The 25,340-nt window shown below is 36.8% G+C and carries 23 protein-coding genes and 2 pseudogenes; 21 read left to right on the plus strand and 4 right to left on the minus strand.

Annotated elements, in window-relative coordinates:
- Positions 1 to 197 precede the first annotated feature (197 nt).
- From recA to hfq, 19 genes and pseudogenes are all read left to right on the plus strand, one after another.
- Positions 198 to 1,241: a recombinase RecA gene (gene recA / locus JCM9157_RS07980; protein ID WP_035663682.1), complete on the plus strand. Its 1,044-nt coding sequence runs from the start codon at positions 198 to 200 to the stop codon at positions 1,239 to 1,241.
- Positions 1,242 to 1,361: 120 nt separating this feature from the next.
- Positions 1,362 to 2,357 carry a metallophosphoesterase family protein gene (locus JCM9157_RS07985; protein ID WP_035663683.1) on the plus strand — a complete coding sequence of 332 codons (996 nt, stop codon included), beginning with the start codon at positions 1,362 to 1,364 and terminating at the stop codon, positions 2,355 to 2,357.
- Positions 2,344 to 3,327, plus strand: coding sequence for an AAA family ATPase (locus JCM9157_RS07990; protein WP_052013019.1), 984 nt, complete (start codon positions 2,344 to 2,346; stop codon positions 3,325 to 3,327). The genes JCM9157_RS07985 and JCM9157_RS07990 overlap by 14 nt, the downstream gene beginning before the upstream one ends.
- Entirely contained in the window at positions 3,324 to 3,770 is a 447-nt protein-coding gene (locus JCM9157_RS07995) for a hypothetical protein (protein ID WP_035663685.1), read from the plus strand. The genes JCM9157_RS07990 and JCM9157_RS07995 overlap by 4 nt, the downstream gene beginning before the upstream one ends.
- Before the next feature lie 10 nt (positions 3,771 to 3,780).
- Positions 3,781 to 4,029, plus strand: coding sequence for a hypothetical protein (locus tag JCM9157_RS08000; RefSeq protein WP_035663687.1), 249 nt, complete (start codon positions 3,781 to 3,783; stop codon positions 4,027 to 4,029).
- Positions 4,022 to 4,687, plus strand: coding sequence for an ATPase (locus tag JCM9157_RS08005; RefSeq protein WP_035663690.1), 666 nt, complete (start codon positions 4,022 to 4,024; stop codon positions 4,685 to 4,687). Before JCM9157_RS08000 ends, JCM9157_RS08005 begins: the two co-directional genes overlap by 8 nt.
- A 163-nt stretch (positions 4,688 to 4,850) precedes the next feature.
- A complete protein-coding gene (gene rny, locus JCM9157_RS08010; RefSeq protein WP_035663691.1) occupies positions 4,851 to 6,413 on the plus strand; it encodes a ribonuclease Y in 1,563 nt (520 codons plus the stop codon).
- 134 nt (positions 6,414 to 6,547) lie between these two features.
- A complete protein-coding gene (locus JCM9157_RS08015) occupies positions 6,548 to 7,342 on the plus strand; it encodes a TIGR00282 family metallophosphoesterase (RefSeq protein WP_035663693.1) in 795 nt (264 codons plus the stop codon).
- A 166-nt stretch (positions 7,343 to 7,508) separates the two neighbouring features.
- Positions 7,509 to 7,769, plus strand: a complete 261-nt coding sequence (locus JCM9157_RS08020; protein WP_035663695.1) for a stage V sporulation protein S — start codon at positions 7,509 to 7,511, stop codon at positions 7,767 to 7,769.
- A gap of 258 nt (positions 7,770 to 8,027) precedes the next feature.
- The gene (locus JCM9157_RS08025) at positions 8,028 to 9,791 is read left to right on the plus strand and encodes a 2-oxoacid:acceptor oxidoreductase subunit alpha (RefSeq protein ID WP_035663697.1); all 1,764 of its coding nucleotides are present in this window, start codon (positions 8,028 to 8,030) and stop codon (positions 9,789 to 9,791) included.
- Positions 9,792 to 10,658, plus strand: a complete 867-nt coding sequence (locus JCM9157_RS08030) for a 2-oxoacid:ferredoxin oxidoreductase subunit beta (RefSeq protein ID WP_035663699.1) — start codon at positions 9,792 to 9,794, stop codon at positions 10,656 to 10,658.
- 266 nt (positions 10,659 to 10,924) lie between these two features.
- A pseudogene (miaB, locus tag JCM9157_RS08035) lies at positions 10,925 to 12,546 on the plus strand (tRNA (N6-isopentenyl adenosine(37)-C2)-methylthiotransferase MiaB).
- On the plus strand, positions 12,543 to 12,971 hold the full coding sequence (locus JCM9157_RS08040) for a YlbF/YmcA family competence regulator (RefSeq protein ID WP_035663702.1): 429 nt from the start codon (positions 12,543 to 12,545) through the stop codon (positions 12,969 to 12,971). The pseudogene miaB and the gene JCM9157_RS08040 overlap by 4 nt, the downstream one beginning before the upstream one ends.
- A 517-nt stretch (positions 12,972 to 13,488) precedes the next feature.
- Positions 13,489 to 14,055, plus strand: coding sequence for an outer spore coat protein CotE (locus JCM9157_RS08045; protein WP_035663705.1), 567 nt, complete (start codon positions 13,489 to 13,491; stop codon positions 14,053 to 14,055).
- 167 nt (positions 14,056 to 14,222) lie between these two features.
- The gene (mutS, locus tag JCM9157_RS08050) at positions 14,223 to 16,820 is read left to right on the plus strand and encodes a DNA mismatch repair protein MutS (RefSeq protein WP_035663707.1); all 2,598 of its coding nucleotides are present in this window, start codon (positions 14,223 to 14,225) and stop codon (positions 16,818 to 16,820) included.
- 32 nt (positions 16,821 to 16,852) lie between these two features.
- Positions 16,853 to 18,744, plus strand: a pseudogene (gene mutL, locus JCM9157_RS08055) (DNA mismatch repair endonuclease MutL).
- Between the two features lie 49 nt (positions 18,745 to 18,793).
- Positions 18,794 to 19,573, plus strand: coding sequence for a class I SAM-dependent methyltransferase (locus JCM9157_RS08060; protein ID WP_035663709.1), 780 nt, complete (start codon positions 18,794 to 18,796; stop codon positions 19,571 to 19,573).
- A 33-nt stretch (positions 19,574 to 19,606) separates the two neighbouring features.
- The gene (gene miaA / locus JCM9157_RS08065) at positions 19,607 to 20,548 is read left to right on the plus strand and encodes a tRNA (adenosine(37)-N6)-dimethylallyltransferase MiaA (protein WP_081734108.1); all 942 of its coding nucleotides are present in this window, start codon (positions 19,607 to 19,609) and stop codon (positions 20,546 to 20,548) included.
- Between the two features lie 30 nt (positions 20,549 to 20,578).
- On the plus strand, positions 20,579 to 20,812 hold the full coding sequence (gene hfq / locus JCM9157_RS08070; RefSeq protein ID WP_035663713.1) for an RNA chaperone Hfq: 234 nt from the start codon (positions 20,579 to 20,581) through the stop codon (positions 20,810 to 20,812).
- A gap of 142 nt (positions 20,813 to 20,954) precedes the next feature.
- Here the strand turns inward: hfq and JCM9157_RS25705 are convergent, their stop codons facing one another.
- The 4 genes from JCM9157_RS25705 to JCM9157_RS08080 all read right to left on the minus strand — a co-directional run bounded on the left by JCM9157_RS25705 (position 20,955) and on the right by JCM9157_RS08080 (position 23,298).
- Entirely contained in the window at positions 20,955 to 21,077 is a 123-nt protein-coding gene (locus JCM9157_RS25705; protein WP_268870933.1) for a hypothetical protein, read from the minus strand.
- 21 nt (positions 21,078 to 21,098) lie between these two features.
- Positions 21,099 to 21,965: a permease gene (locus tag JCM9157_RS08075; RefSeq protein WP_035663714.1), complete on the minus strand. Its 867-nt coding sequence runs from the start codon at positions 21,963 to 21,965 to the stop codon at positions 21,099 to 21,101.
- A gap of 11 nt (positions 21,966 to 21,976) precedes the next feature.
- Positions 21,977 to 22,117, minus strand: coding sequence for a hypothetical protein (locus tag JCM9157_RS24585; RefSeq protein WP_156321477.1), 141 nt, complete (start codon positions 22,115 to 22,117; stop codon positions 21,977 to 21,979).
- Between the two features lie 182 nt (positions 22,118 to 22,299).
- Positions 22,300 to 23,298 carry a tyrosine-type recombinase/integrase gene (locus JCM9157_RS08080; protein WP_052013020.1) on the minus strand — a complete coding sequence of 333 codons (999 nt, stop codon included), beginning with the start codon at positions 23,296 to 23,298 and terminating at the stop codon, positions 22,300 to 22,302.
- 306 nt (positions 23,299 to 23,604) lie between these two features.
- Here JCM9157_RS08080 and JCM9157_RS08085 point away from each other — a divergent pair, with 306 nt between their 5' ends.
- Complete coding sequence (locus tag JCM9157_RS08085) at positions 23,605 to 24,057, plus strand: hypothetical protein (RefSeq protein ID WP_035663717.1); 453 nt, start codon at positions 23,605 to 23,607, stop codon at positions 24,055 to 24,057.
- Between the two features lie 233 nt (positions 24,058 to 24,290).
- Complete coding sequence (gene spoVK / locus JCM9157_RS08090) at positions 24,291 to 25,244, plus strand: stage V sporulation protein K (RefSeq protein ID WP_035663720.1); 954 nt, start codon at positions 24,291 to 24,293, stop codon at positions 25,242 to 25,244.
- Positions 25,245 to 25,340 lie beyond the last annotated feature (96 nt).

Genomic DNA, 25,340 nt, shown 5'->3' on the forward strand with positions numbered 1-25,340 from the left:
GAAAGAGTCTCACCCTCTTTGACTCTTTCTTATTTCCTTCTTATTCCCTTAATTTCCCTAAACCATTTTAGCGAATAAATGTTCGTAAAAACTCTTGGCAAAAGCGAAAAAACAAGGTATGATAGAAAAGAACAAAACACATAGATTCGCTTTTCCAATTTTATATATATATTTTTTATTATAGAGGAGAGATTTTAATGAGTGATCGTAAGGCTGCCCTTGATATGGCACTACGTCAAATCGAAAAACAATTTGGTAAAGGGTCCATTATGAAGCTTGGTGAACAAGCTGAGCAACGAGTATCAACCATTTCGAGTGGTGCTCTTGCATTAGATATTGCGCTTGGGGTTGGCGGATATCCTAAGGGACGTGTTATTGAAGTATATGGTCCGGAGTCATCAGGTAAAACGACTGTAACTCTTCATGCAATTGCTGAGGTTCAACGTAATGGTGGTCAAGCTGCATTTATTGATGCTGAGCACGCTCTTGATCCTGTTTACGCACAGAAACTAGGAGTAAACATTGATGAATTGTTACTTTCACAACCAGATACCGGGGAGCAAGCTTTAGAAATTGCTGAAGCTCTTGTACGAAGTGGAGCAGTTGATATTATCGTTATCGATAGTGTCGCGGCTCTTGTACCAAAAGCTGAAATTGAAGGAGATATGGGAGATAGCCACGTTGGACTTCAGGCTCGTTTAATGTCGCAAGCTCTGCGTAAGCTTTCAGGAGCTATTAATAAGTCTAAAACCATTGCCATCTTCATTAACCAAATCCGTGAAAAAGTAGGGGTTATGTTTGGTAATCCTGAAACAACACCAGGTGGCCGTGCATTAAAATTCTATTCATCTGTTCGTCTTGAAGTTCGTCGTGCAGAAACGTTAAAACAAGGAAATGATATGGTTGGTAATAAAACAAAGATAAAAGTTGTAAAAAATAAAGTAGCGCCACCATTTAGAGTAGCTGAAGTTGATATCATGTACGGAGAAGGAATCTCTCGTGAAGGATCTATTTTGGATATTGCAGCTGAACTTGATATCGTTCAAAAAAGTGGTGCGTGGTATTCATTTAATGAAGAGCGTTTAGGGCAAGGTCGCGAAAACTCAAAGCAATTTTTGAAGGAAAATGCACATCTTGCTGAGCAGATTGAAACACTTATTCGTGATCATCACGGACTTAACGGTGAAATTGAAGTGCCAGCTACAGATGAGCCAGAAGAAATTCCGTTTGATTTAAAATAAGGCTTTTATATGAAAATGGTAAATAAGCACCTTTTTTGAGGTGCTTATTTATTTTTTTATATGTTTCTTATAAAGTAAGAATGTTGATAGAATAATGGACATAAAAAGGAGTTATGAACTTTGAAGTTTTTATATGTGACCGATACACATATACGTGGAACAACACCCAAAAATCGTTTAGATATTTATGTAGAAACGTTAAAAGCTAAATTAGTTGAAGTCATTGAATTGGCTAATTCCGAAAAAGTAGATATGATTTTACATGGAGGAGATGTTTTTGATCGTCCAGACTTAGCTCCAAACGTCGTTGGGCAATTTGCAAAAATTTGGATGAAAGCAAACATGCCGATATACGTAGTAGCAGGTAATCATGACACGTTTGGTCACAATCCAGAAACGATTTCAAGAACGATGCTAGGACTTATGGATTCGTTTGGAATTATGACTGTGATTGATCAGACAAAGCCAGTATTATTTGAAAAGGATGGTTTGAGAATTCAAATCAGTGGTCAACCATACCATTATGACCTAGATCAAAGAGATCCTAAGTTAGACTATTACCCAACTAATGCAACCGAAGCAGATGTACTCATTCATATGGTCCATAGTATGCTTGTAGAAAAGGCACTACCAGAAGGTGTACCTCATACACTGATAGACCATATTTGGGGTACGACAGCAGATATTTTATTTACTGGGCACTTTCATGGTGGCTTTGGCATTAAAGAACGAAATGGAAAATTTATTTGTAATCCTGGTGCATTAGCTCGAGTAAATAATCATTGGTCTGAAATGAGTAGAATGCCGAAAGTTATTATTGGTGATGTTGCCAAAGAAAAAATATTGTTGAGAGAAGTTCCGATTAAAGTTGCACTAAAGGGAGAAGCGGTTTTAGACCGAACATTTCTTGAGAAAGCAGTTCATCAAGAAGAAAAACTTCATAGTTTTGTTCAGCAAGTAAAAGAATCAAGTCAATTTCAATCTCTTAATATGAGTGATATTATCTTAGAAATTGCTTCTTTGAAAAATGTAGAAGAAAAAGTGAAGCAAGAGGCACTTAGAAGAATGACAGTCGTTGAGGAAATGTGGAAGGATGAAGAGTATGAAAAACATTAAAGCTGTCCGACTAGAAAACTTTCAATCTCATCTAGATACATATATTGAATTTGGCGACGGTTTAAATGTGATTGTCGGACAATCAGATAGTGGGAAAACAGCAATATTAAGAGGGATTCGTTGGGTTTTATACAATCAACCACGTGGTACGGATTTTATCCGAGTATCAGGAGACTTTGTTAGAGTGTCGATCACTTTCGAAAACGAGACGGTTATCATTCGAGAGAGAACTGGTTCTAAAAACAGGTATACGATTAAGAAAGCAGGACATGAAGATCTAGTTCTTGAAGGGTTCGGGATTCATGTTCCTGAGGAAGTAATTGAATCTCATGGCATGGGGTTGATGAGAATTGATCATGATAATGAATTAATGATTCATCTATCTCAGCAACTAGATGGTCCTTTCTTATTAGAACAAACTAGCTCAATCCGTGCCAAAACACTAGGTCGCATAAGCGGGGCTCATTTTTTAGACATGGCTATTCGCGATACAACTAAGGATCTTTCTCAGTTGAATCTCAAGATGAAGCAAGAACAAGCAATCATTGAACAACTTAACAGTGATTTAGAGCCATTTAATGGTTTAAGTGAGTTACAACATAAACTAGTAAGCTCTGAACAAAGAATAGAAAAAGTTAAAACAATGTTAAAAAGAAAAGAGAAGCTTGTGAAGTTACAATCCAAGTGGGTTCAGATGAAGAAAGAAGAGGAGCTAGCATCAACCAAAAAAAGGTTAGTCAAAGATGTAGACAATTGGGATGAAGGGTTTAATCGAGTACAACAATTGGTTCAGCGTTTTTTAATATTTAAACAAAAAAAACAAAGAAATGACGAATTAAAACGCTCTATTCAAATTTGCCATAACTGGATTGAAAAAACACAACACACAGGAACTGTAAGCTCGAACTATGAGAGATTGCTAGATGAAGTGAAACAAGTACAAAAATTTAAAGAACATGCAGTTATATGAAACAATTACAAACATCAATAGACCAGCAGTTAAACCAACTAAAGAAAACGACCTTTATAGACTCGGTGAACATTCACGAAATCAATAACATTATGGAACAAAAAAGCAAAAGGGAAACTCTTTATGCTTATCAGCAAAGGCTACAACAAAATCAAATTCAGTTGTCAAAAGTTCAAAACTTTCAAAGGAAATTACCTGATATGAATGCCTTAAAGCTTAAGCACGAGCATATAGAAAGATTGTCTTTGAAACACCAGAAACTACAATTAATTCAAAATCAAATAAAAGATTATCAAATGAGAATTGTTGATGGGAAGCATTTCAAACTAAAACAAATAAAAGAACAAGAACAAGCAGAGAAAGAGTTGCAAGATCGTTTATTAGAAATGGGAACTTGTCCTACATGTGGACAAAAAATTTGTAAGCATGGTGAACAGAAGTAGGAGGAGAACGATGTCAGTAGAACAACAGTTGGCTCAAATAAAAAAGGCAATCGACAAAGCACGTGATATGCGATACAGAGCAGAAGCAAAATTAGAAGAATTGGAAAATCAAAAAACAAGATTACTAGTTGAGTTAGAAGAATTAGGAGTTAAGCCTGAAGAACTTGAACAAGAAATACAAAGGCTAGAAAGAGAGATTGATCATTCATTGAAAGAAACATGGGATCTAATTCCTAAGGAATTGCTAAACAATGAATGATTACTCCTTTCAATTAGAGAAACTCGAAGCAAGGTTTAAGAAAGCTCAAGATCAATGGACAAGGCTTGATGCAAAAAAACAATTACTTGAAGAACAATTGGCGAACAAGATCAAAGAGCTTGATTCTTTTTTTGAAACGATAGACACTTACGAAAAGACAAGAGTCTTATTACAGCAATCAGCTGAGTATGCGAGGGAACAAGCAAAACAACAAATTGAAACGTTAGTGACCAACGCATTGCAATATGTATTTGGTCCGTTATTTTCTTTTCAAATTGAACTTGAAGAGCATGGAAACAAAGCGGTTGCAGAATTCTATGTAGTTTCTGAGTATGAGGGAGTAAAAGTTAAAACGAGACCACAAGATTCTAGAGGCGGCGGTGTAGTTGATATTGTAACACTAGCTTTAAGGATCGCGTTAATTGAAACAGTCCAACCAAGAAGAGAGGGCCCTCTTCTTTTAGATGAGCCAGGTAAACATGTTTCTGGAGATTATGTTTTATATTTATATGAATTTCTTAAATCATTAAGTACAATGTTTAATCGACAAATTATCATGATTACTCATAACTATCATTTAGCACAGTCAGGCGATGTGGCATATGAAGTTTCGATAAAAGATGGAATTAGTGAAGTTACTAAAATTGACAACACTTGACATTAATATGAACGAGCTTTAAAATTAAGTGGAATGCGGTGAAGTTTTATGTCATATTTATTTTTTTCCGCGATCAAATGTAATATGCGTTTGTTTTTAATATTCTTGAAAGTATGACAAATTTGAAAACCAACAATTAGATAGCAAGGGGAGGTGAAAGAGTATGGATATTTTAATCATCTCCATTTTGCTTGTTGTCTCTGCAGGTATTGGTGCAGTTGTTGGATATCTTGTTCGAAAATCCATTGCAGAAGCGAAAATTTCCAGTGCGGAACATGCAGCAAAACAAATTTTGGATGATGCGAAACGTGATGCGGAAGCGAGTAAAAAAGAAGCAGTTCTTGAAATGAAGGACGAAGCTCATAAAATTCGAACTGAAGCAGAACGTGAAGTTCGTGAACGTAGAAATGAGATTCAAAAACAAGAGAATCGTTTGGTTCAAAAAGAAGAGATTCTTGACCGGAAGAGTGAAACCTTAGATAAGAAAGAAGAGTCTTTGGATAAAAGGGAGGAATCTCTCACCAAAAAACAACGACAAATTGAAGAGATGGATAGCAAAGTGGAGGAAATCTTGAACAAGCAGCAAACTGAGCTTGAACGAATTTCTGGATTTTCCCGCGAAGAGGCTCGTGAAACCATTCGAAGTGAAGTTGAGCAAGAGCTTGCTCATGAAACGGCTCTTATTATTAAAGAGAGAATGGCACAAGCGAAAGAAGAAGCCGATAAGAAGGCGAAAGAAGTATTGTCACTTGCAATCCAACGTTGCTCTGCTGATCATGTTGCAGAAACAACGGTTTCGGTTGTTGCCTTACCAAATGATGAAATGAAAGGTCGCATCATTGGTCGTGAAGGACGTAATATCCGGGCACTAGAAACATTAACAGGGATAGATTTAATTATTGACGATACACCTGAAGCTGTTATTCTATCTGGTTTTGATCCAATTCGTCGTGAAATTGCTCGTACAGCATTAGAAAAACTTGTTCAAGATGGACGGATTCATCCTGCTCGTATTGAAGAAATGGTCGACAAGTCACGTAGAGAAGTGGACGAAGCGATTAGAGAGTATGGTGAACAAACGACCTTTGAGATGGGTATACATGGTTTACACCCTGACTTAATTAAGATACTTGGTCGTCTTAAGTTTAGAACAAGCTATGGTCAAAATGTCTTGAAGCACTCAATGGAAGTTGCTCATTTAGCTGGTTTAATGGCTTCTGAGTTAGGAGAAGATGTTAAACTTGCGAAACGAGCTGGTTTACTACATGATATCGGAAAAGCGATTGATCATGAAGTAGAAGGAAGTCACGTTGAGATTGGTGTTGAGCTTGCTACAAAGTATAAAGAACATCCAGTTGTTATTAATGCAATAGCATCTCATCATGGAGATACAGAATCAACCTCCATCATTGCGACCCTTGTCGCTGCCGCTGATGCATTGTCAGCAGCTAGACCAGGTGCTAGAAGAGAGACGCTCGAAACATATATTCGTCGTTTAGAGAAACTTGAAGAAATTTCAGAGTCGTTCGAAGGCGTTGAAAAGACCTATGCTATACAAGCTGGGCGTGAGGTGCGTATCATGGTACGACCAGATGTCGTTGATGACGCCCTTGCACATAAGCTAGCTCGTGATATTACGAAGCGAATTGAAGAGGAACTTGATTACCCAGGGCACATTCGTGTCACAGTCATTAGGGAAACAAGAGCAGTTGAATATGCAAAATAAAGTGGCGGTTTCACGCCACTTTATTTTTTTGGAACACTGTTTTGATATAATCTTGGACTGAATCCTTTGAAAATAATAGTAAAAGATAGTAAAGAGGCTTCTGCTTTTTTACATCATGATATAAAGGAGATTATATGAGAATTTTATTTATAGGTGACGTGGTAGGTTCGCCTGGCCGCAAAATGGTTAAAGACTACACGATGAAATTGAAACAAAAATACAAACCAACCATTACCGTGATCAACGGGGAAAATGCAGCATCTGGAAAGGGAATAACAGAGAAAATCTATAAAGGATTTTTAGATGCAGGTGCACAAGTTGTTACGTTAGGAAATCATAGTTGGGATAACCGAGAGATCTTTGAATTTATTGACAGAGCAAAATCCCTTGTGAGACCTGCAAATTACCCTGCTGGTGTTCCAGGTAAAGGCTATACACTTTTTAAATTCAATCAAATTGAAATTGCTGTTATTAACTTGATGGGGAGAACATTCCTTCCGGCGATTGATTGTCCATTTCAAAAAGTGGATGAAATACTAGAAGAGCTCAACGGGAGAACTCCATTTATTTTTGTTGATTTCCACGCAGAAGCTACAAGTGAAAAACAAGCAATGGGCTGGTATTTAGATGGACGTGTATCGGCAGTTGTTGGAACTCATACTCATGTTCAAACAGCAGATGAACGTATACTTCCTGATGGAACAGCTTATTTAACCGATGTGGGAATGACGGGGCCTTATGATGGGATTTTGGGTGTTGAGAAGGAAGCAGTGTTGCATAGATTTCTAACTAGTTTACCAGTTCGTTTTAATGTCGCTGAAGGTCGTGAGCAATTAAATGGTGTTGTGATTGATTTAAATCCTAAAACAGGTCAAGCGACATCGATTAAAAGAGTCGTTATTAACGAAGATCATCCATTTTTTGAGTAAGCGATAATAATTTTAAGATTTTAGGAATAAGGATAGGTTTTCTGAAATATGATGAATTAGATGAACATCTTGTACGATTAGCGATTTCCTTGCTAATGTCACAGAATGCATGACGACAATCGTAATCATGACAGCCCACTTATCGTTTACAGAGGAGGTACAAGAAATGGAAGTCTTAAAAGTTTCAGCAAAATCTACTCCCAATTCTGTTGCTGGCGCCCTAGCTGGTGTCATACGTGAACGTGGAGCAGCAGAGATTCAAGCAATTGGAGCAGGAGCGCTTAACCAGTCGATAAAAGCGATTGCGATTGCCCGTGGGTTTGTAGCCCCTAGTGGAATTGATCTTGTTTGCATCCCGGCATTTACAGATATTAAGATTGAGGGAGAAGAACGCACAGCAATGAAAATTATTGTAGAGCCAAGATAATAAAACTTAGCTCACGAGGTTAAATCAATTGGTTATGACCAATTGATTTAACCTCTTTTTTTGTGAGTTAACTTTATATACTTCTTATCCGAAAAAGCTTGCTTTTTCGGATAAGAGAGACTATTATAAGGACGTTTGATAGCTTTTAACATTTCAGAAATCGAGTAATTCTAGTAAAATACTCGGAAAAATGCTAAAATATTAGAAAATAACCGAAATGTGATACGAGTCTATATAGATACGCAAGGAGTGGAGAGAGTGAGAGAGCAATTATCATGGAAAGTTGGCGGTCAGCAAGGTGAAGGTATTGAAAGTACAGGAGAAATTTTTGCTTCTGCCCTAAATCGTCAAGGATATTTTCTTTATGGGTACCGTCATTTTTCATCGAGAATTAAAGGTGGGCACACAAACAATAAAATTCGTGTAAGCACAAAACCTTTAAATTCGATTTCCGATGATTTAAATATACTTGTTGCATTTGACCAAGAAACAATTGATGTGAATATTCATGAACTTCGTCAAGACGGGATTATTATTGCGGATGCAAAGTTCAATCCTGTAGTAACGGAAGGGTTCAATGCTCGTTTGTTTGCTGTGCCCTTTACAGAAATTGCGACAGAACTTGGAACCTCACTCATGAAAAACATGGTTGCGGTTGGAGCTTCTAGTGCGATATTAGGCTTAGATCCGGAAAGTTATAAAGATGTAGTAGAAGACTTATTCTTAAAAAAAGGAGCTTCCGTTGTTGAAAAAAACATGGAAGCGATTCATGCAGGAGCAGCCTTTTTCCGAAATGAAGCTGGAAATGACTTACCTGACTTGAAATTAGCACCTGCAGATGGGAAAAAGCGTATGTTCATGATTGGAAATGATGCAATCGGTCTTGGGGCAATTGCTGCAGGAAGTCGTTTTATGGCAGCATATCCTATTACTCCGGCATCAGAAATTATGGAGTATATGATTGAAAAGTTACCTGAATTTGGTGGAACGGTTATTCAAACAGAAGATGAGATTGCTGCTTGTACGATGGCGATCGGGGCTAACTATGCTGGAGTACGTGCTTTTACAGCCTCAGCAGGACCAGGTTTATCTTTAATGGCAGAAGCTATTGGTCTATCAGGTATGACAGAACAACCGCTTGTTATCGTAGATACACAACGAGGTGGTCCAAGTACTGGATTACCAACGAAACAAGAACAGTCTGATTTAATGGCAATGATCTACAGTACTCATGGTGATATTCCTAAAGTTGTAATTACTCCAAGTACAGTAGAAGAAGCGTTTTATGATACAGTTGAAGCGTTTAACCTCTCAGAGGAATATCAATGTCCAGTTATTTTAGTGACAGACTTAGCTTTGTCTCTTGGAAAACAAACAGTAGAACCACTTGATTTTAATCGAGTAGAAGTTCGACGTGGTGCACTAAGACTTGAGAGTGAGATTCCAGAGAGAATAGATGGAGCCTATTATAAGCGTTATGAAGTAACCGAAACTGGAGTTTCAAATCGTGTTATTCCAGGCATGAAAAATGGGATTCATCATGTAACAGGTGTTGAACATGACGAGACAGGAAAGCCTTCTGAATCTCCCGAAAATCGGGTAGCTCAAATGGATAAGCGTATGCGCAAACTAGCTAACTTACCAAAGACGTTCAAAGATCCTCTTTATGTACATGCTGAGCATGAACAAGCTGATTTGTTAGTGGTTGGGGTCAACTCAACACGTGGAACGATAGAAGAAGCTATCCCTAGACTTGAAGCTGACGGAGTAAAAGTAAATCATGCACAAATTCGTCTATTACACCCGTTTCCAACTGATGAGTTAATGACTGAAATTGCAAAAGCGAATAAAGTGGTTGTTGTTGAGAATAATGCCACTGCACAACTGGCGAACATTATTAAAATGAATGTCGGCAATGTAAAAATCGAAAATGTTTTAAAATACGATGGAAATCCATTTTTACCTGGTGAATTACATGAAAAGTGTAAGACATTAGTTGAAACAAGCAAGGAGTTGGTGTAAATGGCGACATTTAAAGATTTTCGGAACAAGGTAAAGCCTAACTGGTGTCCTGGATGTGGTGATTTCTCTGTTCAAGCTGCGATTCAGCGTGCTGCTGCTAATGTAGGGATTGAACCAGATGATCTTGCTGTTGTTTCTGGTATTGGGTGTTCAGGTCGTATTTCTGGTTACATTAATTCCTATGGTCTTCACGGTGTGCACGGACGTGCTCTTCCAATTGCCCAAGGTGTTAAAATGGCAAACCGTGATTTAACTGTTATTGCTTCAGGTGGGGATGGTGACGGATTTGCAATTGGAATGGGTCACACCATTCACGCGATTCGCCGTAATATTGATATTACTTACATTGTCATGGATAACCAAATTTATGGTTTAACGAAAGGCCAAACGTCACCTCGTAGTGACATGGGCTTTAAAACAAAGAGTACTCCAGGTGGTTCAATTGAATCAGCCTTAAACGTGATGGAAATGGCTCTTACAGCTGGTGCAACATTTGTTGCTCAAAGTTTCTCTAGTGATTTGAAAGAGTTAACCTCTTTAATTGAACAAGGAATGAATCATAAAGGATTCTCTCTTATTAATGTTTTTAGTCCGTGTGTGACATTCAACAAAGTGAACACATATGAGTGGTTTAAACAAAACATTACGAAACTAGCTGATGTAGAAGAGTATGACCCGAATAATCGCATGAAAGCGATGCAGACATTAATGGAGCATAATGGACTAGTGACTGGTCTTATCTATCAAAATACGGAACAACCGTCTTACCAACAGCTTATTGATAGCTATGATGAAAAGCCACTTGCTCACCAAGATTTAAAAATAAGTGAAGAGAAGTTTAATCAGTTGATGACTGAGTTTATGTAACAATGAAAAATCGACGCTTACTTAAAAGAAGTGTCGATTTTTTCTGTTCATTCTTCTATTTTTTATTGTATGAAGATCATAAATTTTTTCTAATGAAAGCTTATTAATAGAACCTTTTATACTTGTTCTGAAATCGACAAACAAGTTTCATTGAGTTTATGAAAAGTTCCACGTATAATGTATGAAGGAAACTTCGCTAAAATTCGCTCAAAACAGATGGGCTTTTTATATTTTGGTTGTACGTATGATAGGAAGGAGTTTTAAAGATGAACGAAGATCAACGTTTAGGACGTTTAGGAAATACTTCAGACGCTGATAAGAGCCAGACAGAAGAGAAACCAAAAAAAGATTATGGGAAGTATTTTGATTTCTCGAATGCGAAAGTTATATCAGAAGAAGACAACAAAAAGGTGATTAGGATTGCTGGACGCGAAATCTCAATCTATGATCAACCTGACTATAAACAGGGGAAACGCAGAGGGAAAGAGGATGTACAAGTTCTTCGTCCTGATAGCTTGATTCCTGATGATATGAAGGAAATTGGAAAAGGGAAGAAATTTCTCATTCGGACGTATGGCTGTCAAATGAATACACATGATTCAGAAAATATGGCTGGGCTATTACAAGAAATGGGTTTTGAGTCAACTGAAGAAACGACAGAGGCTGATGTAATTCTTCTTAATACATGCGCGATTCGCGAAAATGCAGAAAACAAGGTTTTTGGTGAAATTGGACACTTAAAAACATTAAAAGTTGAGCGCCCAGAAGTCATTGTTGGGGTTTGTGGATGTATGTCACAAGAAGAAAATGTTGTTAACCGCATCATGGCGAAACATCAGCATATTGACTTGATTTTCGGTACGCATAATATTCACCGTTTACCTGAGCTTCTTCGTAATGCTATCTATGGCAAGGAAATGGTCATCGAGGTTTGGTCGAAAGAAGGGGACATTGTTGAGAATATGCCCCGTGCTCGCCAAGGAAAGACTCTAGCTTGGGTGAATATCATGTATGGCTGTGATAAATTTTGTACGTACTGTATCGTACCTTACACTAGAGGAAAAGAGAGAAGTCGTCGACCAGAGGACATTATTAGCGAAGTTCGTGATTTAGCTAGACAAGGTTATAAAGAGATCACTCTACTTGGTCAAAATGTTAATGCTTACGGTAAAGACCTTACCGATATCAATTACGGCCTTGGTGATTTAATGGATGAGATTCATAAGATTGATATTCCACGTGTTCGTTTTACAACCAGTCATCCGAGAGATTTCGATGATCATTTAATTTCTGTTTTATCAAAAGGTGGAAATCTTGTAGAGCATATTCATTTACCAGTTCAACATGGAAATAATGAAATTCTAAAATTAATGGCACGTAAATATACTCGTGAGTCTTATTTGGAACTTGCTCATAAAATCAAAATGGCAATCCCGAACGCTTCATTTACAACAGATCTAATTGTTGGTTTTCCAAACGAGACTGAAGAACAGTTTGAAGAAATGCTATGCTTGTACGCGAAATTGAGTTTGATAGTGCGTATACGTACATTTACTCTCCGCGTGAGGGAACACCAGCAGCAAAAATGAAAGATAATGTTCCGATGGATGTTAAAAAAGAACGATTAGCTCGGTTGAATGCGCTTGTTAACGAAATTTCTGCAAAGAAAAATCTCGATTATCAAGATCAAATTGTAGAAGTGCTTGTTGAAGGAGAAAGTAAGAAAAATCCTGAAGTGTTAGCTGGACGAACAAGAACGAATCGACTAGTAAACTTCAAAGCACCTAAATCATTAATTGGAAAAATTGTATTCGTGAAAGTAACAGAAGCAAAAACTTGGTCACTAACAGGTGAACTTGTTGAAATGGCGGAGGTAAAAGGACTATGACAGTAGTTTATACAAGAGAAGAAATTCGTTTAAAAGCAAAAGAATTGGCAAAAATGATGGCAGAAACAGAAGAAGTTGATTTTTTTAAGAGAGCAGAAAAGCAATTAAATGAACATTTGAGAGTGCAAGAATTAATTGCCCAAATTAAAAAACTTCAAAAAGAAGCTGTTAACTTGCAACATTATGGAAAGTCAGAAGCTTTGAAAGAAGTCGAAGCTAAAATTGATGGCTTGCATACTGAGATTGATGAAATCCCACTTGTTCAAGAATTTAAATCTAGTCAACTTGAAGTAAATGATTTATTGCAGATGGTCTCTAACACCATTTCAAAGACAGTAACAGAGGAAATTATTACTTCAATGGGTGGAGATGTTCTTAAAGGAACAACAACGAAAAGCCCTTACTTTGATGGTGGTTGCCAATAAAAATTTCGGGTTTAATGATTTAATTTACAAGCCGGTAATCGAGCTGCCCTTTTTTAACAACAAAAGGGTTTGAGGGTTACCGGTTTTTCCTGTATTTAAAAGGCTTTATTTGTAAATATGTTCTTTAAATAAATAGTGAAATCGAGCAAACACATATACTTTACCAAAAACAACAAGGTATGAGAAAATGACCATTTTAAAGACATTATTAAAACTTAAACGCATAAAATATTAAAGGGAACAATCCAAGAACGCTCAGCTTTTTGGAACTGTAACCTGAAAAAAATATGGTTGCTATAAAGAACTTTTCTCGATTCATGTACTAAACTTTAACATCTCGACATATCGTGTACAGATAACGCTTTGCTATCATCATCTTTATTTCTTTTTTAGCACATTGGTTATTCGCCCTGCATAGGATGACAGTGAAGCATTTGGCGGAGCGAATTAGGCAAAAGTAGCCGACACGAGCGACCGACAACTGGATATGATATGAGAAAGAGGAGGGTTTTGTTTCATGTCTCAAAAATTTAACTATCGTGAAATTATTACAAAAGCGGTATGTGGAAAAGGTCGTAAGTTCTGTGAAGCAACTCATACGATTAGCCCTTCACACAGACCGTCAAGCATTCTTGGGTGCTGGATTATTAATCACAAGTACAGCGCAGAAAAAAAGGGTGACACGGTTGTAGTGCAAGGAAGCTATGACATTAACGTCTGGTTCTCGTATAATAAAAATACGAAAACAGACGTGGCAACACAAACAGTTACTTACTCAGACGCGATTCCACTTACTATGCAAGATGCAAACATTTTATCTGATGAAATGGATGTTATTGCAAGAGCAGTTCAACAACCTAATACGCTTGAAGCAACGATCTCTGAAAACGGAGCAAATGTTGATGTTCAAGTAGAGAGAGAATTCCTAGTAGAATGCATTGGTGAAACAAAAGTGGCCGTAGCAGTTAACCCAGATGGGCTGTTAGACGACTTTACAGCAGCAGCAGACTACACAGATGATGTTAGTGACGAGGAATATGAGCGTCTTGATCCAAATTTCCTTCACAGTGAATTTGATAAGTAGGACGATAGAGCGAGCCCAAACAGTGGCTTGCTCTATTTTTCTTTTACTTGTAAATCGAGTACTAGTTTAGAGTGAATCAAGTTGGGAGGGAGTTTATCCCTAATGCTAGCTTGTAAGAAGCTATGTTATAATAAGGTTGACTTGAATACGTACGGTGGAGGACAACAATGGCACAGATTACCCCAATGATGAAGCAATATTTAGAGATTAAGGCTCAACACCAAGATGCCTTTTTATTTTTTCGTCTAGGCGATTTTTATGAAATGTTCTTTGATGATGCTGTAAAGGCAGCGCAAGAATTAGAAATTACGTTAACTGGTCGTGGACAAGGAGAGGATCGCATTCCGATGTGCGGTGTTCCTTATCATTCGGCTGATCAATATATGTCTAGATTAATTGAAAAAGGATATAAAGTCGCTTTGTGCGAACAAGTAGAAGACCCAAAGCAAGCAAAGGGCGTTGTTAAACGTGAAGTAGTTAAGTTATTAACTCCCGGAACGATGATGAATGGAAATATGATTAAAGAAAAAGAGAACAATTTCTTAGTTGCATTGACCCATTTTACCGATGGTTCCTTCGGGTTGGCTCGAACAGATTTAACCACTGGTCAATGTGAAGTAACTCATATTGCAGGAGACTTAGATGAAGTTATTCAGGATATAGCCATTTCGGGAGCGAAAGAATTGGTTGTTTCATCAAATCTAGAGGCTAGTGTTTTAAAAAGAATACAAGATAAGTGTTCTGTAACGATTTCTATTGAGAATGAAACTGAATTGCCTAGAGAATACGAGCATTTAGTAGATCATTTAAGAATGGATCAATTATCTATTAGTTTTTCTAGATTATTACAGTATCTGATTCGTACACAAAAACGCTCTCTAGGACATTTGCAAAAAGTGAGTCATTACCAAAACAACTCATATATGAAAATGGATGCTCACACAAAGCGAAATCTTGAATTAACCGAATCGTTAAGAGAAAAGAAAAAAGCTGGATCCCTTCTATCGATTGTTGATCAAACGGTTACCGCTATGGGAGGTAGGCTCGTTAAAAATTGGATTGATCGCCCGCTTATTAACGAGCAGATGATAGAAGAACGTCTAACTCTCGTAACCTCGTTTAAAGAGTGTTATTTTGAACGAGAAGAATTAAGAGATGAATTAAGACATGTTTATGATTTAGAGCGATTAGCAGGAAGGATTGCTTACGGTAGCGTTAATGCTCGTGAATTAGTTCAGTTGAAACGCTCACTACAAAAGGTGCCTCTGTTAAAAGAGTATATAAATAAAATTGCTCCTGCGTTTACAGACAAGTGGTTTAAAGAAGGTCATTCTCTTACTCAGCTAATAGAACTGCTTGAGAGAAGCTTAGTTGAGGATCCGCCGATATCTGTTACTGATGGTGGAATGATTCAACCAGGTTATCATCAGGAACTCGACTCTTATCGCGATGCAAGTTTGAATGGAAAACAGTGGATTGCCGAGTTAGAGCAAAAGGAAAAACAAGAAACAGGTGTTAAATCTTTAAAAATAGGGTTTAATAAAGTATTTGGTTATTATATTGAAGTTACTAGAACCAACCTCCATTTGCTGCCTGAGGGAAGATATGAGCGCAAACAGACGCTATCAAATGCGGAGCGATTTATAACACCAGAATTGAAAGAGAAAGAAGCGCTAATTCTAAATGCTGAAGAAAAAATGGAGCAGCTGGAATATGAACTCTTTGTAGAAGTTAGAGATGAGACAAAACAGTATGTGAATGAGATTCAAAATCTAGCACGCGCTATTAGTGAAATCGACGTCTTAGCTGGGTTTGCAACGATCAGTGAGAAAAGACATTATGTAAGACCGACCTTCTCAAAAGAGCGATTAATTGAAATTCAAGATGGACGTCATCCAGTTGTAGAAACAGTCATTGAGAAAGGGCAATATGTTGCCAATGATGTTCACATGCATCAAGGCAGGGAAATGCTGTTAATTACTGGACCAAATATGGCAGGGAAAAGTACGTATATGCGGCAATTAGCCTTGCTTGCTATTATGGCGCAGATTGGTTGCTACGTGCCAGCAACAGCTGCTAAACTACCAATCTTTGATCAAGTATTTACAAGAATCGGAGCAGCAGATGATCTTGCAAGTGGTCAAAGTACGTTTATGGTAGAAATGCTTGAAACAAAATATGCGTTGACTAAGGCAACGGAGAACAGTTTATTGTTATTAGATGAAATAGGGAGAGGAACATCAACTTACGATGGAATGGCATTAGCTCAAGCGATTATTGAGTACATTCATAATACTGTTCGTGCCAAAACTCTTTTCTCAACTCATTATCATGAATTAACACAGCTAGATCAAGAGTTGACCGATTTAAAAAACGTTCATGTCTCAGCTGTAGAAGAAAGTGGTACGGTTGTATTCCTGCATAAAGTAGTAGATGGACAAGCTGATCGAAGCTACGGAATCTATGTGGCTGAATTAGCCGAATTACCTAGTGAAGTAACGAAAAGAGCAGAGATATTACTTGAAAAATTTGAGCAAAAAGCTTCCCAAAGAAGCGAAACGCAACGAGTTAAAGAAGAACAACAATTATCTTTATTTATGGAAGATCTCGAAGTTACCAACGATTTAAATCATAAACGAACGTCCACGGTTGTAGCCTCACAAGAAGAGAAAGTATTGAAAAAATTAGTTAAAAAAGATGTACTGAATATGACTCCTATCGAAGCGATTCAGTTTATCAATGACTTACAGAAATTATTGAAATAGGTTAGAAAACAAGAGGTAATGGGGGGATTCTGGTGACAAAAATAATTAAATTAGATGATGCCCTATCTAATAAAATAGCTGCTGGCGAAGTGGTAGAGCGTCCCGCTTCGATTGTAAAAGAATTAGTTGAAAATTCAATAGATGCAAATAGCAACCATATCGTCATTGAGATTGAAGAAGGTGGACTTTCGCTTATTCGGATTGTAGACAATGGAAATGGAATTGAAGAAGATGATGTTGAAACGGCATTTTATCGCCATGCTACAAGCAAGATCCGGACTGATCGTGATCTTTTTCAAATTGCAACGTTAGGTTTCAGAGGAGAGGCGTTACCAAGTATCGCCTCTGTCTCTTATGTTAATTTGAAAACAAGTACAGGGAATGGACCTGGAACAGAGTTAACCATTGAGGCGGGCTCATTAAAAGTCGAAAAGCGGCCACTGCCAGAAAAGGAACAGAAATTATTGTTACGAATCTTTTTTACAATACACCTGCCCGTTTGAAGTATTTAAAAACCGTTCATACTGAGGCAGGAAATGTAAGTGATATAGTGAATAGACTGGCACTTTCACATCCGCATATTTCTTTCGAGTTTACCCATCAAGGTAAAGAAGTACTACGAACATCGGGGAACGGCGATATACGTCAAGTTATCGCTTCAATTTACGGAAGAAACGTTGCTAAAAAAACGATCTCTATTTCTGGTCGATCACTAGACTACGAAATAACTGGTTTTGTGGCATTACCAGAATTAACGCGGGCTTCTAGACAATATATGTCTATTTTCGTAAATGGGAGATATATACGTAACTATGCTTTAGCACGTGCGATTCAAGATGGATATCATACCCTTCTTCCGATTGGTCGATATCCGTTAGTCGTATTAGCTATTGATATGGATCCTAAATTAATAGATGTTAATGTGCATCCAGCCAAGTTAGAAGTGCGCTTAAGTAAAGAAGAAGAACTAGGTCAGCTCATCACCCAATCAATAAAAGAAGCCTTTGAAAAACAAGTTTTAATTCCAGCTGCAGATATTCAAAAGAGAACTGAATTCAAGCCTTATAAAAGTGAGCAAGTAGCTTTTAATTTTGACCAAGTTCAAGAAGATAGGAAAGAAATAGAAGCGCTCCCTCAGGTTAAAGAAGAATCGGTAGAACCTAATAGTGTAAATCCATCTATTAAGCCTATAGAAAATGATTACACAAAAGCTTACCAACATGATAAAACTAATCAAGAAATAGAAGAAGTAGTAGAAGTATCAAGAGAAGAAAAACAACCAGTAGCACTGAAATCTCACTCTGAATCTCCTGCTCCTGTTTCTCAGGAAGAAGTTTCTGATCGAATTCCAGCATTATATCCAGTCGGACAAATGCATGGAACGTATATAATTGCTCAGAATGAGACAGGAATGTATTTAATTGATCAACACGCTGCTCAGGAACGAATAAAATACGAATTTTTCCGAGAAAAAGTAGCAGAGGTGGATGCAAGCGTCCAAGAGTTGTTAATGCCTTTAACTTTTGAATTTACGACTCAGGAAGTCGCGACGATTAATGAGCATATCGACGAATTGAATGCGGTAGGTGTGTTCTTAGAGGTGTTTGGCTCACAAGCATTTATTGTTCGTTCACATCCAACTTGGCTTCCGAAAGGGCATGAGGAAGAAACAATTAGAGAAATGATAGATTACCTGCTTTTGCATCGTAAAGTAGATTTAGCTAAACTTAGAGAGGAAGCGGCTATCTTAATGTCTTGTAAAGCTGCGATTAAAGCTAACCGTCATCTTCGCCAGGATGAAATGTTTGCGTTATTGGAATCATTAAGAAAAAGCAGTGATCCGTTCACTTGCCCTCATGGTAGACCAATTCTCGTCCACTTTTCTACTTATGCCCTAGAGAAGATGTTTAAGCGAGTGATGTAATGTAAGTAATAATGTTTAGGGAAGAAACAACCATGAAAGAGGAGCTAGTATGATTGTTACAACAGCTAGAAAAGGGGCTGACGTTTTAGCTGAAAAAGCCCAGACTTGTAGTGAACAACTAAAAGCGTCGTTCATTGTTCGCAAAGAAAATTCTGTTCAAGATTTAATGGATATCTATGGACAAGACGTCTTAGTTGTAGGAAAAAATAAACTTACGCTTCATTCAAAGTCCGGAGGGGATCCGTTTTTTTATCATCCTAATTCAAGTATGTTCCGAGTCAAACAGTTTATCAAAACCGGTTACGATCCACTTGTAGAAACGGCTGGTTTAAAAGAGGGGATGTCTTTTTTAGATTGTACATTAGGGCTTGCCTCTGATAGTCTTGTTGCTCAGTTAGCTGTAGGGGCAACGGGATCAGTAACTGGACTCGAAGCAAATCCAACGCTAGCTTATATTGTTCGAAATGGTCTTCAGTCTTGGCTAGAAGGAGGGAAAGAGATGCTAGAAGCAATGAGAAGAATTAATGTTCTTCCTGTAAATCATAGCTCGTATCTCGCCTCTCTTTCTGATCAATCTTTTGATGTCGTCTACTTTGATCCAATGTTTGATCAGCATCTTTCTGGTTCAACAGGCATTAAAGGGTTAAAACAATTTGCTTGCCACGATGATCTAAATCATCAGGTGATTGCTCATGCATTACGCATTGCTAAAACAAGGGTTGTTCTAAAAGATCATTTTAAAAGTGAACGTTTTGAGCGATTTGGATTTAACGTGGTGAAGAGACAACATGCTGCTTTTCACTACGGTTATATAAATACGCAAAAGTAATATGTTTGAATTTGTTGAAATAGGGAGAAGATGATGAAAGAAAAACTGATTGTGATTGTGGGACCAACCGCTGTTGGGAAAACAGCTTTAGGAGTTAAGCTTGCTCAGAAATATGGCGGTGAAATTATCAGTGGTGATTCGATGCAAGTGTATAAAGAAATGGACATAGGTACGGCTAAGGTGACTGAAGAAGAGCAAGAAGGTGTACCACATTATCTTATTGATATTAAAAATCCTAACGAATCATTTTCTGTTGCTGAATTTCAAGAACGGTGTGTACCGTTAATAACGAATATTAATCGTAATAAAAAGATCCCTTTATTAGTAGGGGGTACAGGGCTTTATGTCAATGCGATTATTAAACAGTATCAATTTGAAGCGATGCCTACAGACGAGACATACAGACAGGAACTTGAGCAACTAGCAACAAGCGTGGGTAATCATGAATTACATAACATGTTAGAAAAAGTCGACCCGCAAGCAGCGAAGTCTATACACCCTAACAATCTTCGGCGCGTCATTCGTGCTCTTGAGGTTACAAAAGCAACCGGAATTCCATTTTCAAAGCAACAAACAGCTGAAGACAGTGAGTCTCCCTATGATTATGTTATGATTGGGTTAACGATGGATAGACAAAAGCTGTATGAGCGTATTGATGATCGTGTAGATTTAATGATGGAACAAGGTCTTATAAAGGAAGTAAAATTTTTATATGAACGAGGAATTAGAGATTGTCAGTCCGTTCAAGCAATTGGATATAAAGAGATTTATGAATTTTTAGAAGGTTCTGCCACGTTAGAAGAAGCTGTTGATAAGCTAAAGCAAAACTCAAGAAGGTATGCTAAGAGACAATTAACATGGTTTCGAAACAAGACGAACACAACATGGTTCGACGTTTCTGCCGGAATGAATCAACAAACTTTTAACGAAATTTGTTTATTTATAGAAGGAGAATTTCCATCTTTATCGAATTAAAGAGAGAGTCAATTAGAGGAGGACACCCCGATGAAACAGCCAATTAATATTCAAGATCAATTTTTAAATCAGCTTCGTAAAGATAATATTTCTGTTACTGTCTTTTTAACAAATGGATTTCAGATCCGTGGTTTAATCAAAGGATTTGATAATTTCACTGTGATCGTAGAAACTGAAGGAAAGCAGCAGCTTGTTTATAAACATGCGATTTCTACTTTTGCGCCACAGCGGAATGTTCAATTAAAAGCAGAGGAAGCTGAATAGGTAATAGTACTATCACAATTAAGTTGAATTGACCATCAAAATTACTATTTTGATGGTCAATTTTTGTGTCATAACATAATAATAACTAAGGATTTATAATTAATTGTTGTTGCTGTGTAAGAACAAATGAAACCAGTAGAATTTATTTCAAATCTTGTTTCATGTCTGTAGTTGTTTGAGGAATATTCTCTTTCTTTACTTCTTCAATCACAACCTTACAGCAACTCTGTTGGTGTTTTTTGTTTTTTTTGAATAGTGATAACATATATAACATCTCCTTTTTAAATTAGATTAAATAAAAGATAAATCCAGAAACAGTGGACATTGTGATAACTGATAGAACAAAAATGAAAACTAACTCTTTCCTGAAAATTGATTTAAGAAGAACAATTTCGGGTAAGCTTGCACCTGCAGAACTGATCATCATCGCCATTACTGGGCCCAGTGCCATCCCTTTTAAAATAAGAATTTGTGAAATTGGGATCATACTCGATAAACGAATATATAAGGGGACTCCAATAAGGGCAGCGATAGGAATTAACCACCAATGATCTTTACCGAATGTGCTTGCAACCCACTCAGTTGGGACTAAACCATGGATAATGGCACCGATTGCCGCTCCAATTAATAAATATGGAAAGACACTTTTCATTAAAGAGAGAGTTTCATTTACTGCTTGTTTGAGACTGAAGCGTCTTTTCTGTTCATCGTACCCAGTCATCACAACCTGTTTTACGAATTTCTCAAAACCTAAAGCTTCAAGAGAGAATCCGATAATCATTGAAAAGATAATCGTTAATAATAAGTAAATAGCGGTTACCTGCCAACCTAAAATAACTCCCATTATCGTTAATATAGTTGGATCTAGAAGAGGAGAGGCAAACAGAAATATCATCACAATTCCAAAGGGCATTTTCTTCTTTAACATGTTAACGATGATGGGAATCGTTGAACATGAGCAAAATGGCGTTACAAAAGCAAAAGCAACTGCAGCTAACGCAGCAAAGAGTTTGTTTCGACCTGCTAGTTTACTCTCAATTTTTTCAAGAGGTATAAATCCTTGAAGTAAGCTAATTACAAAGGAAATCACGATAAACAGCACGGTTAATTCCAGTGCAATAAATAGAAAACTCGTTAATGTTTCAGTCCACATATAATATCCTCCTAAAAGTGAATAAGTGTTAATAGACTTTGAAAGAAATTAGAGCATTTGATTCGCTGTTTGTTATATCTCCAAGTTTCTTTAGAGATTTCTTCAACTTCACGTTTTCGTTGATTCGCTATTAATTCATTTTGTAAGTACATGTATTAAACCCTCCTTTTTTATATCAATTTTTTTTGATGTTAAACATAAAAAAATGACCGACCTCAGTGTTATATTCACCATATCAATTTATTTTGATGAACTCATCATATTACCAATATTTTCTTTTGTCAATATATAAATCAAAAAAAAGTTGATTTATATATTTTATCCGGGGCAATGACTATGCCCCGCTTAAAGTCAATTGTTCGATTTGTATTTTCGATAAAGAGTCGACTGTAGATAAATAGCGCTTTACAGATAAAGGAGTTGTATAACCAATCGATTTGATTAAATCTTCAGGTGAGTGAGTTTCTAAGAGGCTAGATAGAATAAAGGTATTCCGAAGGGTTTGAGCACTAATACCTTTTCTTAAATTAGAACGCGATACTTCTTGTCTAAGCATTTTCTGGATAGCAATCATAGACATTCTTTTAGGTTGATCAAATGTGTAAGACCAATGAAACGTTTTTCTTTTGAAATCAAAAGCTACGAAAAAAGGATCGTCACTATAATAACGTGGGCGAACAGGTTCTGGGATCTTTTTAAAATAATGATAAGCCAGCTTTTTATCGGACTCTTGTAAGGTTATTATTCTTGAGTTTTTTTCTTGATTTATTTCAATTTGATTTCGTTCAAATTTAATATGATTCATCGACAATTCATGAACTTCATGGAGGTTGAGACCATAGTTTAAAAATAACCGAATGATGAACTCGTTTCTTTCTTTATAGAAGGGGAAGGTTTCCTTTTGTTGATCGGACAAGCCAACTGTAGATGAAGCGGTTTCTAGTAGGATTGATCTTTCCTGTGCTGAAATCCACTCAGATTCATGCAGAATTTGAAAAGTAAGTTCGGGTGCTTCTATTTCTTTAATAGGATGAAGTTCGCTTGAGCCAAGATAAGACCTGTAGGAGGCAAGTTGACGAAGTACACTATGAATTCGCCTAACCGTTTTAACATTGTATTTTCTGTCTTCGATTAAATGTACAAAAAATAAATTCAATTCCTCTTTCGTAATGGATTTCCAGTTTATATCATTTGTAGTTGCTCTGTGTTTTTGAAGCCAGTAAGAAAAGTCATTAAGATCGTATATATAACGTTTGATCGTTGATTCCTTACGGCCTTTAAAAGTAAGATCATTTAAATACTCTTCTATAAACTCTGGAAATAGTTGATTCAAGTTAAAACACCTCTTTTCTCTCTATATAATTAGGGATTCATGCTAAAAATTCCTGCAATTGGGATAAGGGAATTAAAAATGATAACGCCTTACTCGAAAAATGTCGAAAAGTGATGATCTTGAGAATAATGAGGAAATAAGAAAGGAAAAATAAAAAAAGGCTATTTCCAAAAAGATTGTTGCTATGAAATATATATTTTCCCTCTTAGAGTGACTAGAGCAATCGAACGTGCATCTGCAGATTAAACCATATAAAACAGAGTATGCGAAAACACAGCCTAAAAAAATAAACAAAGGACTGACTATATGAGAAATAATAAATGGCTTATTTTAGCAATCATCATTTTACCTTGGTTAACCTTTCCGTTTTTAGGGAGAAAGAACATCAAACATTTTTGGCCAGGGGCCTTATTTATGAGTCTTTTTCTTATGGTTGAAGGATTTGTCGCGCAACAGAGAAAGTGGTGGTGGTTCTACCAATCACTAAAACCAAATGTGTTAGGACTTGTTCCACTTACAGTAGGTCCTTTTTTTGTCGGTTCTATTTGGATACTCAGGTATACATATGGGCGTTTTTGGTTGTACCTAGTCGTTAATTTTATCGTTGATTCATTCTTTGTTTACATTTTATTAAATTGGTTTACACGAATTCGCTATGCATCGCTCATTGAAATGAAAAAATATCAGCTTTCCTTCTGCTTCTTTATAAAATCTCTCCTTATGTACGGTTGTCAAGTTTTAGTTGATAAAAATAGATAGAAGAAGGGTCATTCAAAAAGGTGAAAAGACAACCTTTTTAGAATGGCCTTTTTTAATTTCATAACTTATAAAGCCAATAATTAGGCATCCATCCTTTTTTTCTTGCGTAAGATGGTACATATAAACAAAACAACAAAAGAAAATGGGTGTTTGTCACACGTTCGCCCATTTTTGCGTATAGTGTAGAAGAAAACTAAAGATGGGTTAAACGGAACAACAAAGGGGTGTACAACATGAGTAACCCGGTTAATTCAAAAAAACGAGGAAGAATTAATGTAGTATTAAATCATAAACGAGTAGACACATTTAACCAAAATGATTCATTATTTCAATCAGAACAGGAAAAAGAAGAACATGAAATTTTATCGAAATTCGAAAAAAAGCTTGAGGAGTATATCGGACTAGAAGAGGTAAAACGCCTTGTTAATGAGATATATGCTTGGCTTTACGTAAATCAACGACGAGAAGAGCAAGGTTTAAAGGCGAGTAAACAAGTTCTTCATATGATTTTTAAAGGAAATCCCGGAACAGGTAAAACGACGGTCGCGCGAATTATTGCTCAGTTTCTTCATGAGTTGGACGTTTTAACTAAGGGGCATTTTATGGAGGTTGAGCGTGCAGATTTAGTAGGGGAGTACATTGGACACACTGCGCAAAAAACTAGAGAAGTGTTGAAGAAAGCCAGTGGTGGTGTTTTATTTGTCGATGAAGCCTATTCTCTTGCTCGAGGCGGAGAAAAGGATTTTGGTAAAGAAGCGATTGATACTTTAGTTAAGGCAATGGAAGATCATCAACATGATTTTGTTTTAATTCTCGCAGGCTATTCAAAGGAAATGGATTATTTTTTATCTTTAAATCCAGGTCTCCCATCACGTTTTCCTATTTCAATTGATTTTCCGAATTATTCAACCGACCAATTAATGGAAATGGTTAAGCAAATGTTAAAAGAGCGTGAATATGAATTATCAAAAGATGGAGAATATCATATAAAGGAGCATATTAGGAAGGTTAGACAAGAACAGCAACGAACGTTTAGCAACGGACGTTATATCCGAAATATAATTGAAGAAGCCATTCGATTGCAAGCTGTCAGGTTATTACGAGAAAATAGCTTTGATAAAGAATCATTGCTAACAATGAAACGAGAGGATTTTAATTTTCATTCCTCTCATGTGAAATTAACGTAGAGAAGAGTCGGTACCCGACTTTTCTTTTTTTGTCTTATTCGTGGTATGATGCGTATGAAAAATAAACGAGAACAAATAGTAATGAGTAAGATGATA

This window comes from Halalkalibacter akibai JCM 9157 (assembly GCF_000513135.1).
In the GTDB taxonomy this organism is placed as follows: domain Bacteria; phylum Bacillota; class Bacilli; order Bacillales; family Bacillaceae_D; genus Halalkalibacter; species Halalkalibacter akibai.

Bases quoted from the DNA above. Each gene is read 5' to 3' on its own strand.
- miaA (WP_081734108.1), top strand. From the start codon at position 19,607: ATGAAAGAAAAACTGATTGTGATTGTGGGACCAACCGCTGTTGGGAAA.
- JCM9157_RS25705 (WP_268870933.1), bottom strand. From the start codon at position 21,077: ATGTTATCACTATTCAAAAAAAACAAAAAACACCAACAGAGTTGCTGT.
- JCM9157_RS08030 (WP_035663699.1), top strand. From the start codon at position 9,792: ATGGCGACATTTAAAGATTTTCGGAACAAGGTAAAGCCTAACTGGTGT.
- JCM9157_RS08000 (WP_035663687.1), top strand. From the start codon at position 3,781: ATGTCAGTAGAACAACAGTTGGCTCAAATAAAAAAGGCAATCGACAAA.
- JCM9157_RS07990 (WP_052013019.1), top strand. From the start codon at position 2,344: ATGAAAAACATTAAAGCTGTCCGACTAGAAAACTTTCAATCTCATCTA.
- recA (WP_035663682.1), top strand. From the start codon at position 198: ATGAGTGATCGTAAGGCTGCCCTTGATATGGCACTACGTCAAATCGAA.
- JCM9157_RS08015 (WP_035663693.1), top strand. From the start codon at position 6,548: ATGAGAATTTTATTTATAGGTGACGTGGTAGGTTCGCCTGGCCGCAAA.
- mutS (WP_035663707.1), top strand. From the start codon at position 14,223: ATGGCACAGATTACCCCAATGATGAAGCAATATTTAGAGATTAAGGCT.
- JCM9157_RS08005 (WP_035663690.1), top strand. From the start codon at position 4,022: ATGAATGATTACTCCTTTCAATTAGAGAAACTCGAAGCAAGGTTTAAG.
- JCM9157_RS08040 (WP_035663702.1), top strand. From the start codon at position 12,543: ATGACAGTAGTTTATACAAGAGAAGAAATTCGTTTAAAAGCAAAAGAA.
- JCM9157_RS08020 (WP_035663695.1), top strand. From the start codon at position 7,509: ATGGAAGTCTTAAAAGTTTCAGCAAAATCTACTCCCAATTCTGTTGCT.
- rny (WP_035663691.1), top strand. From the start codon at position 4,851: ATGGATATTTTAATCATCTCCATTTTGCTTGTTGTCTCTGCAGGTATT.
- JCM9157_RS08075 (WP_035663714.1), bottom strand. From the start codon at position 21,965: ATGTGGACTGAAACATTAACGAGTTTTCTATTTATTGCACTGGAATTA.
- spoVK (WP_035663720.1), top strand. From the start codon at position 24,291: ATGAGTAACCCGGTTAATTCAAAAAAACGAGGAAGAATTAATGTAGTA.
- JCM9157_RS07995 (WP_035663685.1), top strand. From the start codon at position 3,324: ATGAAACAATTACAAACATCAATAGACCAGCAGTTAAACCAACTAAAG.
- hfq (WP_035663713.1), top strand. From the start codon at position 20,579: ATGAAACAGCCAATTAATATTCAAGATCAATTTTTAAATCAGCTTCGT.
- JCM9157_RS08060 (WP_035663709.1), top strand. From the start codon at position 18,794: ATGATTGTTACAACAGCTAGAAAAGGGGCTGACGTTTTAGCTGAAAAA.
- JCM9157_RS08085 (WP_035663717.1), top strand. From the start codon at position 23,605: ATGAGAAATAATAAATGGCTTATTTTAGCAATCATCATTTTACCTTGG.
- JCM9157_RS24585 (WP_156321477.1), bottom strand. From the start codon at position 22,117: ATGTACTTACAAAATGAATTAATAGCGAATCAACGAAAACGTGAAGTT.
- JCM9157_RS08045 (WP_035663705.1), top strand. From the start codon at position 13,489: ATGTCTCAAAAATTTAACTATCGTGAAATTATTACAAAAGCGGTATGT.